Source organism: Ottowia sp. VDI28, from assembly GCF_049532675.1.
GTDB lineage: Bacteria > Pseudomonadota > Gammaproteobacteria > Burkholderiales > Burkholderiaceae_C > Ottowia.
Genome location: NZ_CP149820.1, coordinates 4,880,670 through 4,892,899, shown reverse-complemented (window position 1 = coordinate 4,892,899; position 12,230 = coordinate 4,880,670). Strand labels below are relative to the sequence as shown.

Annotated in this window: 11 protein-coding genes; 8 read left to right on the top strand and 3 right to left on the bottom strand. The window is 59.6% G+C overall.

The window, feature by feature from the left end; all coding sequences use genetic code 11:
- Positions 1–12: 12 nt before the first annotated feature.
- Positions 13–1,440, bottom strand: coding sequence for a UvrD-helicase domain-containing protein (locus WJU18_RS23285; protein WP_423455953.1), 1,428 nt, complete (start codon positions 1,438–1,440; stop codon positions 13–15).
- Entirely contained in the window at positions 1,430–3,163 is a 1,734-nt protein-coding gene (locus WJU18_RS23280) for an ATP-dependent nuclease (protein ID WP_423455951.1), read from the bottom strand. The genes WJU18_RS23285 and WJU18_RS23280 overlap by 11 nt, the downstream gene beginning before the upstream one ends.
- A 209-nt stretch (positions 3,164–3,372) precedes the next feature.
- Here WJU18_RS23280 and WJU18_RS23275 point away from each other — a divergent pair, with 209 nt between their 5' ends.
- The 6 genes from WJU18_RS23275 to WJU18_RS23250 all read left to right on the top strand — a co-directional run bounded on the left by WJU18_RS23275 (position 3,373) and on the right by WJU18_RS23250 (position 9,904).
- Positions 3,373–4,071: a hypothetical protein gene (locus WJU18_RS23275; protein WP_423455950.1), complete on the top strand. Its 699-nt coding sequence runs from the start codon at positions 3,373–3,375 to the stop codon at positions 4,069–4,071.
- A complete protein-coding gene (locus tag WJU18_RS23270) occupies positions 4,055–5,269 on the top strand; it encodes an XRE family transcriptional regulator (protein WP_423455948.1) in 1,215 nt (404 codons plus the stop codon). Before WJU18_RS23275 ends, WJU18_RS23270 begins: the two co-directional genes overlap by 17 nt.
- A gap of 100 nt (positions 5,270–5,369) precedes the next feature.
- Positions 5,370–6,878, top strand: a complete 1,509-nt coding sequence (locus WJU18_RS23265; protein WP_423455946.1) for a Shedu immune nuclease family protein — start codon at positions 5,370–5,372, stop codon at positions 6,876–6,878.
- Positions 6,879–6,896: 18 nt separating this feature from the next.
- On the top strand, positions 6,897–7,580 hold the full coding sequence (locus tag WJU18_RS23260; RefSeq protein ID WP_423455945.1) for a hypothetical protein: 684 nt from the start codon (positions 6,897–6,899) through the stop codon (positions 7,578–7,580).
- 32 nt (positions 7,581–7,612) lie between these two features.
- Entirely contained in the window at positions 7,613–7,852 is a 240-nt protein-coding gene (locus WJU18_RS23255) for a hypothetical protein (protein WP_423455943.1), read from the top strand.
- A 9-nt stretch (positions 7,853–7,861) separates the two neighbouring features.
- Complete coding sequence (locus tag WJU18_RS23250) at positions 7,862–9,904, top strand: DUF4238 domain-containing protein (protein WP_423455941.1); 2,043 nt, start codon at positions 7,862–7,864, stop codon at positions 9,902–9,904.
- Positions 9,905–10,554: 650 nt separating this feature from the next.
- Here the strand turns inward: WJU18_RS23250 and WJU18_RS23245 are convergent.
- Positions 10,555–11,478 (bottom strand): restriction endonuclease, encoded by a 924-nt coding sequence (locus WJU18_RS23245; protein WP_423455940.1) that lies wholly within the window; start codon positions 11,476–11,478, stop codon positions 10,555–10,557.
- A 95-nt stretch (positions 11,479–11,573) separates the two neighbouring features.
- Between WJU18_RS23245 and WJU18_RS23240 the strand changes: the two genes are divergently transcribed.
- Both WJU18_RS23240 and WJU18_RS23235 read left to right on the top strand, forming a co-directional pair.
- Positions 11,574–12,005: a DUF4124 domain-containing protein gene (locus WJU18_RS23240; RefSeq protein WP_423455938.1), complete on the top strand. Its 432-nt coding sequence runs from the start codon at positions 11,574–11,576 to the stop codon at positions 12,003–12,005.
- A gap of 70 nt (positions 12,006–12,075) precedes the next feature.
- On the top strand, positions 12,076–12,225 hold the full coding sequence (locus tag WJU18_RS23235; RefSeq protein ID WP_423455936.1) for a hypothetical protein: 150 nt from the start codon (positions 12,076–12,078) through the stop codon (positions 12,223–12,225).
- Positions 12,226–12,230: the final 5 nt, after the last annotated feature.

The following is a 12,230-nucleotide window of genomic DNA, read 5'->3' as shown; positions in this document are numbered from 1 at the left end:
CCGGACGACCGCCTATCGAGCACGCACCGGCGTAATGACTGGGGTTGGCGAGCAGACAACGACTTGGCGCGCACCGCGCGTTAACGCGACGTACAAGTTCTGAGCCGTCATCAGCTCCGGATGAAGTACAACTGCGACGTCTGCCTCGAGCCCTTTGAGCAGGAGAGTGCTCCCCACGGAGCGTCGCGCAATCGGGCGTCCACGGTGACGGTTGCGCTCGCGGGCCAGGACAGCGGCGCTCAGCAGATCGATCTCGCCACCTGCGGCAGCCTGCATGGCTGATTGGCAGCTATGCAACACGTCAGGGCGGTATACGCGGGAGCCAGGCTGGTTTGAGAGGGCTTGTAGAACGCGTAGCGCGCATTGCATGGTCGGCTCCGCCACGAACGCTACGGCCTCTGCCTCAGTTGGTGTTGGTGGGGTCCGCGCTCTCCCGGTCCGCAACGACTCGACGCGGGGCAGCAACGCGGCCGCGCCGACACCAGTCATCACGCTCGAAGCAAACTCGACAAGTTGTGATAGAGGGCGGCCTCCCCGCAGGTCGAACTGGCCAGCGAAGCTGACTAGATCGCGCAGGTCGACGGATTCGACGGTCATTGCGCCAGGGGTCTGACTCGTTAGCTGGTAGCGCCCTTGAACGTTGATGGCGTCACCGATGATGAGCACAGTTCCCTGCGCATTCGGTGCCTCGGTCCTGGCGGCCACCAGACGCTGCTGGACTTCTGTTCCCGCATTCAGCTGCACCCAGCGAACTTCGGCTGGCGCCGTACGCAGATCAACGGGTTGCTCTGCCTGCAGTTGCTGTCTGACGCCGAGCAACCAGTTCCCAAGGTTGTCCGCACCTGCAAGGCGCCACCTCCACGGTGTACCGAGCTGACCAGCGGCCGGGAACGCAACTTGGACCTCGTTGTCCCAATGCACCAAGCGATTCGCGCCGAAGCCGAATATCGCCTGCATCGGGTCACCGAGGACGCAGGTTGGCAAAGTCTCCGCGAGCCCGGAGACGATGGCGTGCTGGACTAGGTTGCAGTCCTGGTACTCGTCAACGAGCAGCCTCGCGTACGTCGCGCTCAGCGGCTGACGGACATGTCCAGCTACGAGCAGTTGCCGCGCCGCATCGCGAATCGCCGGGTAGTCGGTGTTGGGACGCTGCAGTTCCAGAATCGCAGGGTTGTGCCCGCTTCTGCCGGGGAACCGCGCGATCAGCCTCATTGCAAAGCCGTCGATGGTCGAGACGCGGTAGGCGGAGCGCGGAACACCAGCGCGCTTCAGCCTGGCGCGCAAGGCCGCCACCCCGGCGTTCGTGTGCGTGAGCACCAAGATTGGACGCGGATGCGCGTGCGCTGTGAGGGTGTCTGCAATCAGCTGGGTCTTGCCGCACCCGGCCGGAGCTGTGACCGAGCCCCTCGCAATAGCTAAGAGGTCAATTTCAGGCGGCACTGGTGAAGCCCCAGAGCTGCTCGATAACGGTTTTGAACCCCGCCTCGGTGGTGGGGCCGTAGGCCGGCGCGACAATGTCTTTCGCGACCTCCTGGTAGGTCGTCAACGACTTGAACCACCCGTTGTTCCGGATACGGGAGGCGATGCCGAGAAGTTCACGCGTTGCGGGCAGGTAGGCTCCTTGCTGTCGCTCGGCCCTGATTTCAGCCAAAGTACGGTGGCCCTGGGACTTCGTACGAACGTGGTCGTTCATCATGTCCGCGCCAACGACCTCTTCGGCCTTCGCCAACAACGAGTCCAGCGAAGCATCAGGGAGATGCCGAAACATCTCATCCTCAAGGGTTAAACCCTGCCGCCACGTGAGCACCTGGCCGCCGGCAGCCACAAACGCCTCAGCCACGCCTGGGGCACACGGTTTGTCAGCATCTATGAACACGAGCACTCGATAGCCCAGGTTCAGCAGCGCGGCTCCTCGGGCGAAGCTGTTGTCCGGGCTTCCCCCACCAGCGTTGACGTACGAACCGCCGAGGGCCAAAAACGAGCGCTGGCCGGCTTGCACCCAAGCTTGGTCAAGCCCGCGGGCGAAGCCAACCTCACTGGCCCCTTCGCACACGATGGCCGACTTTGCTAAAAATGCCTCCGGATCAGCACGAAGGGTGCTCTGCACCTCATTGCTACTTCCCGCAGGCTTGACGACGTGGTGGCCACCCGCGGGCCTGACAACGAACAGCTGACCACCAGACAGCTCGCGCAGGGCGACAGGCGAGTGCGTGGTCAGGAACACCTGCAAGGGAGGCACCGCTACCTCTTTCGCGCCCAAAGAATCGAGGAATCGCATGAGTCGATGAGGCTCCAGTCCGTACTCGACCTCGTCGACCAGCGCAATCGGCGCAGAACCGGCCGCCGCACGCTGAAGGCCAGCCACGAGCAGCCGCGATGAACCCGTCCCTAGTGAGCGGAGCGGAATCCCTGTCTCGCCGTGCAAGGCGATGGCACCGTCGCCAATTGACACGGAGTGTGCGTCCAGGAGTGCCTGAGGCATGGCACCGACCGGAACGCCCAAGTTGTGCGCAGTCTGCCGAACCACGTCCAACGTCTGGGTGAGATGGGCCGCCGCCTGATTCCCGAAGTTCGTTCTTGCCTGTCTTGCCGCGCGCGCGAGCTCGGCGCCTAGCTCCACCCGCTCATCCGTCAACCGGTTGAGGACCGAGCTGCGACTCCACGACAGGTTTGAACTCGCGAAGCTACCTATCCGAGCCGGCGCCAAAGCAAAGCGCTCCTTCCAGGGCAGCGTGCGCTCGAGCTGCTGCTGCTCCGCACGTGCGGAGAACAGCGACCAGGAGGGCTCAAGATCGGCCGCCACCTGCAGGCGCAGCGTAATGACAGTCTCTAGGCCAACCCCTGGCTCATCCTCTACCAACCCGGTGGTCAGGTTGAAGCCCCTCAGAAACTCGCCGTACACGTCAATATCCATCAGCGACGCGGGCAGTTCCCCAAGCGTGGCGCTGATGGTGATGGGCACGTCGACGTTCATGGAAAAGAAGTCCATGTCCCCGAAGGCACTCGTGCGACGCGCTCCTAGGCAGAGGTCAATCGCGTCGAGGACGGTGGACTTGCCACTGTCGCCCGGCCCGATGAGACAGTTGACGCCGGCGGAGGGGGCCCAATCCATAGATTGGATGGACCGGAAGTTCCGAATCTCAAGACGACGGATACGTGCCACAAAGGCTCCAGTTGGTTGAGAGCGGCGACACCCCACCTTGCCCTGGAGGGAGGATCGTGCACCGCAGGAGTCAAGTATTCACGGGGGCATAGCTACGCTGACTGCGCAGCGCGGGGCTGTTCAATTCGATGACCTCGACGACTGTACAAAACAACAGTTAAACGCTAGAATTCGTCAGAAATCCTAGTCTACACGAAACTTTTTGAAGTATGATTCACGTCATCGGAAATTCTCCACCGCTCATCATGAGTTCGATTGAAGGCCAAGCCCAGCTTGAGAAGTTGATCGTCGCGAACGTTGCGAAGGACGCTTTCATGGCGCTCGAAGACGCGTACCGGGACGGAGACCGTAAGGGACGCGAATACGGGGCTCGGTTCGCGCCTGGTCACCGTCGCTCTGCCGGCGGGCAGGACAAACACTTCGCCTTGAACGAAACAATGTTCGTTGCGCTGGAGGCGCACGGCGCCAACCCCACCGCACTGCGCGGTAACCGTGTCGTGGTTGGGCGGCTGGGCAAATTCAACGTCGCGCGGTTGAATGTTCCCGGTCACAAGTGGGTTGATCTTCGACGCGGTAAGACGCGACCGCAACTGGCGAAAATCAACACTGCCATCGAGCGACGCTATGTGCAGAACGACTTGTTCGCCAAGTCGGATGGTGAGATTTCCGAGGCCACGCTGTTCATTCTCGGCGTGATGGATGGTCAGGACGAGAACGGTCTGCCTCAGCTGACCACGGTGATGGTGGCCCTGCCGGCGCCCGACTTGCGGTCGTGGCTGTACATCCAACCTCTGTCAAAGATTTTGGCGCTATACGAAGCTCCTGAGACTGTGGTCCAGCCCGACAACGCTAAGCCTGTACTCAAGAGCGTTCCAAACAAGAAAACTGGTGATGACCAAGGGAATTGATGACCTTCAACCGGAGCGGCTCAAGCAGTTGCTCTCGGTTCGCGGCTTGACCAAGGGACAGCTTGCTGCCCTGGTCGGTGTTGCAGCGTCGACCGTTACGAAGTGGTGTAAGGGCGACCAGTCTCCTGAAGCCGAGACCTTTCAGCGCTTGGCCAGCGTGCTCAATGTGAAGTCGGAGTGGCTCACCCGGTTGCCGATGAAGCGCGTTTCTGCTCCGCTCTTCCGAAGCAACGCGTCCGCTCTCAAATCTGGTCGAGAGAGGCTTGAAGCTCGCACAACGATGCTTCAGGAGGTCGCGGTGCTCTTGTCGGAGCATGTTGACTTTCCTCGCCTGAACCTTCCACATCGGGACTTCACAAGTGCGGACCAGATTACCGGCGCCGACATTGAGTCCGCAGCCGAAGAGTGCCGCGCACTGTGGCAGTTGGGTAAGGGGCCGATTCAGGACCTGTTGCTGGCAGCGGAAGGTGCCGGCATAGTGGTTGTACGGGAGGAGACCGAAATTCCGGTCATCGAGGGGCTATCTTGCTGGAGTGAAGAACTTGGTGGTCGCCCCCTCGTGCATTTGTCGGCTGACAAGGCAAACGCATTCCGGAGCAGGTTCGACCTCGCTCACGAGATTGGGCACCTGGTTCTCCATCGAGACCTTCCACCTCCACCTGACAAAGAAGCCTACAACCTCATGGAGAGGCAAGCGCACCAATTTGCTGGTGCGTTGCTTCTTCCGGCACAGACGTTTGCGGATGAGGTCAGGCTGCCGGTGAATTTGGATAGCCTGCTTTCCCTGAAGCAGCGATGGGGTACTTCTGTTGCCGCAATGCTCATGCGCCTACATGCTTTGCGCATCCTGAGCGATGAGGAAAAGCTGGCGTTGTTCAAGCGAAGGTCAGCACGATGGGGAGTCAAGTCGGAGCCGGGAGACCAAGCATGGGCGCCCGAGAAACCACGACTACTTCGCCGAAGCATCGAACTTCTAGTTAGCGAGGGTGTGCTGTCGGCGGAGCGTATTCCTTTTTTCCTTGGTACATCCACCTTAGACATTGAGAAGCTCTGCCACCTTCGAGAGCGTTACTTTGAAGCGCCAGGTCAGGTTATGGACCTAGCGATGCTTCGAGACTCCAGAGCGAGAGATGCTGGTTCAGCTAGCCCTATCCGAAATGCCGGTGACGTCATCGACTTCCGTCGGTTTCGTAGGTGACGCCCGGAGAGCGTCCGAGCTAACTGCAGACATTGACAATGTCAGCGCTTCAGAGTGATTGCATGAGATTGAAAAGACAACGAGCACGGGGGAGCAGTAGATGACGCGGGCTATTGAAGCTCAGACTGAACAAGAGGACCTCGACTTTGACCTTTCCGGTCGGTCGGAGCCGACCGACGTTCTGGAGCCCGGAACTAGGCCCGATGCCGAAGCGATGCATGTATCACTTCGTCGAACTAATCGTGGTGGGGAGGACTGTGCTGAGGTCTACGCGCACGGCGAGGCACGCCTGAACGACGAGGCGGAGAAGACTCAGCAGTCAGTTCTTCTTGCAAGGGTGACCGAGCGCGCGCTCACCATGTTTCCGCTGGTGTCGGCATCTTATCGCCCGGCGTTCCTGACACCGAAGTACGACGAGTTGACCACCATCACGGTCCTCGGTGACGAAGTTTTTCCTTGGCATCTCCCAGAGGACATTGACGACTTCGACGGCATGCTTGACGACCTTCCGACGGGGTTTGGTCGGCATGCGAAGTACGGCCTGGGCTTTAGATGGGAGTACCGGCTCATCCCAGATGCGATCCTCGAAATCGAGGGAGTCACCGAGTTGGTGATTGAGCCCGGGGATGGTGCGTCCGTAGAACTACCCAAGTTCAAACTCGGCCTGGACCGCTTCGCGGCCATCAAGCGGTCCATCGACTCAATCACTAACCGCGCTCGCGCTCAGTCCCTCCGCGACCGTAGGTTGCTTGCCTTCAATGAGTTGCTTCACGAGGCCGATCCGCAGAAGTTCGAGCGCCGTTTTGCCAAGGTTAAGCCGGGTGAAATTTACGAGTTGGTCAAGCTGGGTGGACGGTCACAGAACCGAAGTGAGAACGACACACTGGCCGCAGCTGCGGTCGTGTGCGAGGACGCCGCAAAGGTGGCCGCCAATCAGCCAGCCGAGCTGTTCAAGCTCAAGTCCGTCATCGAGCATGTCACCTTGAAGCAGCTCATCCTCAAGATTGAGGAGATGCTCACCAAGAACTTGCCCGAGCCGAAGTGGCAGGCCTTTTTTAAGGCGAATCCTTTCGTCCTCAGCTTGGCATTTGCGCATCCAGTCTTCTTGGTTCAAGAGCAAGCGTACGTCGGCGGAACAATGCTGAAGGGCGCCGGCGAGAGCATTGTGGACTTCCTGTTCGCTCAGCACTTTACCGGCAGCCTCGCAGTCATTGAAATCAAGCGGCCGTCGACGCCGCTCATCGAAAGCAAGACATTTCGCGGAGACTTGCATGCCCCACACAAGGACCTAACAAGCGCGATGGCCCAGGCGCTCGACCAACGCTACCAGTTGATGGCCAACTTTCTCGCGAAATCACACGATCCGTCCCTCAAGAACACGCATGCTGCTGCCGTCCACTGCGTGGTAGTTGCCGGAAGGACTCCAGCCACAGTCGAACAGAAGCGCTCTTTCGATCTGTTTCGCCACAGCTCGAAGGACGTCACAGTGCTGACCTTCGACGAATTGCTGGAGAAGCTTCGAGAGATTCTGCGGTTGATGTCCAGCACCGGTGCCCTGGCAGCGCAGCCTCTCGGCGTAGCTGAAGCGGCTGATGACCAGGAATTGTGACCGTTGTGGCCTGTGTCCATGGACGTCTACTTCTTCCTAAAGCAACGTACGGACCTTATCCGGCACTTCTACGATGCAGCGTCAGCGCCCTTTGTTGAAACAAAGCGGCGCATCAAGGATGCCCTCCCACCTTTCGATGATCCTCCGTACGACGAGAGTGGCGAGCCAGCCTTTCTCGCAGAGTGGCTCCAGGCTGACGTCGAACATGAATTGATTGGTCGTGCCGCGGTCTCAATGCTGTCCGATGCATTGAAGCAGTTCTTCGTTACCTGGGAGCGACGAACATGGTCTGAACCACCCTGCGCGAAGTGCTTCAAGAAGGCTTTCGACTCAGGCTTCATCGCAGGCTACGTGGCGTGCTTTGCTGAAGGCTTCGAGCTTGATTGGTCCGCTTGTCCTGCCGACCTAGATGTACTCAAACAGGTCGTCTTGGCTCGCAACCGCGCGCAGCATTCGGACCTTGTCCTGGATCATCTGACGCACGACGATAAGTCGTTGCAGGCATATCCCAGGCCATTTTTTGTCCGCCCAGAGGACGAAGGCGCCGATGCGAGCTCAAGCGACTTCCTCTCTGCAACCATCCACATCAGCAGGGAAAAGCTGTTCGAAGCGATTGAGCACGCTGAGCAACTGGGCGCATGGGTACAGCAAGGGATCGACGATCACTACTGCCGGAGGTGGGAAAACAAAGCCCCGAGTTGATGACGAGAACTCAAGGCCGAGAACTTCAATTTATGCCGCACGCCTCCACCGACCAACTCCTCAGCCGCACCGTAGAGTTTGAAGCGCTCGTGCTCGAAGGCGGGGAAGTGGACCCGGAAGGGTTGGACGGCAGGGTCAGGCGAGCTGCCGCTCTCGCGTTCCTGATCGACGAGGGCGCGATTCAGGGCGTCGCGGGATTGAAGGAGCCGAGCGCAGGCTATCGCGCTAAGGTCGCCAAGGGATCGCAAGAGAGCGTCCCTGCTGATCGGTAGGAGATCAGAGTGGCAGGTCGAAAACAACATTTCATCCCTCAGGCACTGCAGCGGGGGTTCGGGCAGGCAAAAGGAAAGAAGACCCAGGTCTACGTCTTCAAGAAGGGGCAAGAGCCCTACCTGTCCTCCACTGAGGGTGTCGCTGCACAGCGGGACTTCTACTCGGAGCCGTCAGACGAGGAGACGCTGGACGACCGAATCACCAAGTACGAAGAACTGGTGCTGTCGCCAGCGGTCACCGCGCTCCGCGAGTCCCCCATTGGCCCGGTCGACGCAAACGTCGCGGCCGCAGTCATTGTGCACCTGACTATCCGTTCCGCCTTCGTCCGCGGTAGCTTCTCTGTGGCCGCTACCGAGCTGCTGGACCACTTTGTGGACTCGATGGTCAGTGACGAGAAAGCACGTACCCTACTCGGGATCGACTCGCTCAAGCAGGACTCAATGTTTGTCGAGCGAATCGAGGAAGACATCCTGGCGAAGTTCGGTGAAATGCCGGAGCACTTCCGGAATGCTTTCGGAAAACTGGTCCACTTTCGGGCACGCGAGAAGTTCCGGCAGATGTTTCCAACGTTGGCGGCTACGGTCCTGGAGCAGTTGGAAGTCCTCCTCGACAAAGTGCCTGGCCTGATTGTCAGCAGCCACAGCAAAGCCTTGGACAGGGACTTGGCGCCAAAGGCCCGCGTGGACCGACTCAAAGAGATGAACTGGCGAATCATTGCGGTCGATGCGCCGGAGCATTTCGTGCTCCCAGACTGCCTGGCGATAGGCTCGCCCAACCCTCATTTCACCGGCATGCAGCCCTATTCGCTGGTAAACGACGATGAGCTCGCTGGAGTGGTGATGCCGATTTCCTCCAGCAAGGTGCTGGTGGGCTGCACTGTTGCCCCGGAGCTGGAGACGTCGGTGCTGAATGTGGCATTTGCGCAGTGCTCACTGGAGTTCTTCATCAGCTCGTGTGTGGATGCCCAATCAACCCACGCCGCCGCGCATATCGGCGAAGCTGTCGCAGACTACATGGGCAAACTCATTGAGGGCGAGGCTTTCGCGGCACCCGCCGCGAACGCAAGCGATTCAGCCGAAGTCAGTCGCAAGATGCAGGCCCCAGTCAGGGTGCCCGTCAAGTTCGAACCCTCCAGCCGCAAGAGTGGCAAGGCGCAGGCCGCGGTCCGGAACTTGATGAATGTCGCGGAACTGCACGACGGCTTGCGGACGGTGAAAGCCGTCGTCATTACAGACGACGTCGCGCGGTCCCTGCGGCAGAGAGGCATGGCGCTGAACGATTGCGGCGCCCAGATGGTGCAGTTGGGGACCTGTCACGTCACTGAGACCTCGCACGGTGTCTCAAGCGAACTGTTCGTCACCACCGGATCTGTCAACCAAGTTGTCAAAGGTGGCCCCCTTGCACGTCCTGCAGCCGCGCTAATTCTGCATCAGGCGGGGCGGGCCACGTACTACGCCATAATTTCCGAACGTCTCCGGGGCGTCTTATCCCAACCGAGACCGACACTTGAAGTGATTGGTCTTCGCATCGCGCACTTCTTCTGCTCTCATTACTTCGGGATGCGCCTTTCCCAACTCGGTTGTCTTTCGGCAGAGGAGTTTGCAGCGACCGACGCCCTCTACCGTCAGGCGCTCGCGGGCAACATGAAGGGAATCGCCGACGCTCGTCTGCACTTCATGGAGCATCGCAACGTAGACGCCGCGTTGACTCTAGCTCTAGGTCATCTAGAGCAAATGCTGTGTGCTACAGCGAACGCGTGTGCGTGTACTGGCGAACATGTCCGGCGCTGGAGAACAAGCCAAAGCTTCAAGGCTTTGGAAGAGGCTAGCCTGGGTGATTGGTTCGAGCTCTTCGCGCTAGATCTCGAGCGGTTCTTTGAATCCCGGGAACGAATGTCAAGCGACAGCGATCTTGTCCTTCTGGGCTGTCATATTGAGCGTCTGCTCTGGTCCTTTGGTATCGTGCTGGCCGCACCGACCCCAGAGCAAGTCTGGATGGAAGTCCTCGGCGACGAACAGACTGAAAATGTGCGTGTGATGCTTCGAGCGTAAGCGCGCATGGGCGAGCGGCACCATGCGTTCGCGTTTGACACTGCTGCCGCAGTTCAATTCGCCGAGCCCTCAGGGGTTAGCCGCTTTCGGTCAATCGGGGTCCCTCGCGGTTCACGTCGGCCAAACGTCAGGTTTCGGCGACAGCGGTCATCGGGTGACCAAGGTTGACCGACCGCTCCCAGCCTGAAGCAGTCAAATAGTCTGTGGTCGCGATGATCCGTCTCTTTTTGGTCAAATCTAACTTGGCACCAATTCGATACGGAGGCATGCAGATCTCAACGCGTGTACTTTAGGCGGTGTTGGTTCTTCTGTCCGATGGCGGCTCATTACTTAGATCGGCTACGACGGAAAAACCATGACGCAACGCCGTATGCAACTAGACCGACTGCCAGGGCTGGCACCAATGTGACGACGAGATTGCCATCTGGTGTAACCCATGACACGACACCAGCGCTGAAGACGGCCGCGATAGCCCCGATCACGATGGCCGTCAGTCTGGCATTCTGACGGCTGCTCCGGCTTGGGTTGCTCATGGATTTCTCCTCTGGCGTACTGCACGTCGATCGTCAAGTATTCTTGTCCATAAGTTGAGGGGGCAATTGCAGTGCTCGACTTTGTCATTGTCCTTGGTCTCGAGACTGATACTGCAGTCAGGTGCCCTCGATCTCGCGCTTGCCGCGGCATCCACCAGAAAAATAAGAGCATCCCCAGAATGGTTTTCCAGCTAGGGGCCCGCGCTTCGCAACACGCTGTACCATAGGTTTGCCGCATATCGGGCAGCTTGGTTCGAGCGGTATCGTCGGCTTTGCCATTTGATCCGTGCCGACGGTTGCTCGCGGGGGGCTCGATGCCGTTGTGACTAGGGGTGCAGGTTCACGGGAAGATGAGGCGCCTACTTCGGTTTTTTGTTTGCGGGCTTCGCGCAGAAGCTGCATGAGCGCCTCTCCGTCGACAAGGCGGATGTTGCGTCCACTGGCGAATGCGGCGGCCTCTTTCGTGAAGCGCCCGGAGGTCACGATGAAACCTCCCGCGGCGCCGTGCGCGGCCATTACGCCATACAGCTCTCGTACGATGGGCACGCCCACTCTGTAGGCTTTCCATTGCTTGCATTGCACGAATGATTTCTCGCCAGCCTTGGTCAGCACCAAGTCCACGCCGCCATCAGCTCCACCGCCGCCGACTTCCTTGACTGAGTACCCGCGCCGCCGGAATCCTTCCCCGACCAGCAACTCGAACTGCTGCCACGTCATGCCCTGCAGCGCATCGGCGCTCTTGCTCGTGGAGGCGGCTTCGAACAGGGCGCGGCGCTGCTTTTGGCGCATCGCCGATACGGCGGCGCCCGCGAGGCAGATCAGGGGCAGTAAATACTGACCGCCGGTAGCGAGGCCTTGCCAGATGACGGTCGTGAGCAAGTCTCCCTGCCGGGTAGATCCCCCTATGGGCAAGGGGCGCGTTGCAATGGCATGTAGCACCCAGTAGCTGGCGAATGCCGATGCCACACCCGCCCACCAAGGCAGCATGGCCACCAGATCCATGAGATCTTCAAGCGTGCTGGACTTTCCTCGTCTCGCCATTGCCTTCCTCCAAAGCCTCTTCTCAGTGAAGACACATTTTGCGACAATTTCGGGAAATGGATGGGGGGTAAATGAGGATGAGAAATTGGGCCGCAATGGTTATCGCCCTGACGCTGCTGAGCAGCGCGGCGGTGGCGCAGGTCTATCGGTGTGAGATGAATGGGAAGATCAGCTACTCTGATGAGCCGTGCATGGGGGCCAAACGGGTGGACGTGAGGCCGACACGAGGGCTGGACAAGCTGTCGGGCAAGAGCAGCAAGGGAGCGGAGGTACGGGCCGAAGAATGGAATAAGCAGGCCGCCGATATCTTCAGGCCGGTTTTTAGGGAAACTCCAGATCAGCGGGCAACCAGGCATCGGAGATACCGCAACAACCTTACCCCAGAGGAAATGGCGGAATGCTATTCACTGGATGCCCGCATGGGACGCGCTGAAGAACAAGAGAGAGCCGCCAAGGGAGTAGACCTCAAGCAAGTGCAGCAGCAATTGCTGCTGCAACGCCAGCGGCATAAAAAGTTGAAGTGCTGATCTTGGCGCCTCAAACCGTGAGTTCCGCGACCCGGGCCTGTTGGCGTGCAGGCACCTCGAAAGCGGCGAATTGCGCGAAGTATTGCCCGGCCTGCCCAGCGTGTCGTATGTCATCAACGCGCTGTGCCCCTACAGCGCCCATGTGCCGCTGAAAACCCGGTTGGCGGTGGATGACCTGGTCAGGAAACTGCCGGGCCGCTTGGCGCTGGTAGGTGGATAGGACTT

Bases quoted from the DNA above. Each gene is read 5' to 3' on its own strand.
- WJU18_RS23245 (WP_423455940.1), bottom strand. From the start codon at position 11,478: ATGGCGAGACGAGGAAAGTCCAGCACGCTTGAAGATCTCATGGATCTG.
- WJU18_RS23255 (WP_423455943.1), top strand. From the start codon at position 7,613: ATGCCGCACGCCTCCACCGACCAACTCCTCAGCCGCACCGTAGAGTTT.
- WJU18_RS23265 (WP_423455946.1), top strand. From the start codon at position 5,370: ATGACGCGGGCTATTGAAGCTCAGACTGAACAAGAGGACCTCGACTTT.
- WJU18_RS23240 (WP_423455938.1), top strand. From the start codon at position 11,574: ATGGTTATCGCCCTGACGCTGCTGAGCAGCGCGGCGGTGGCGCAGGTC.
- WJU18_RS23275 (WP_423455950.1), top strand. From the start codon at position 3,373: ATGATTCACGTCATCGGAAATTCTCCACCGCTCATCATGAGTTCGATT.
- WJU18_RS23270 (WP_423455948.1), top strand. From the start codon at position 4,055: ATGACCAAGGGAATTGATGACCTTCAACCGGAGCGGCTCAAGCAGTTG.
- WJU18_RS23260 (WP_423455945.1), top strand. From the start codon at position 6,897: ATGGACGTCTACTTCTTCCTAAAGCAACGTACGGACCTTATCCGGCAC.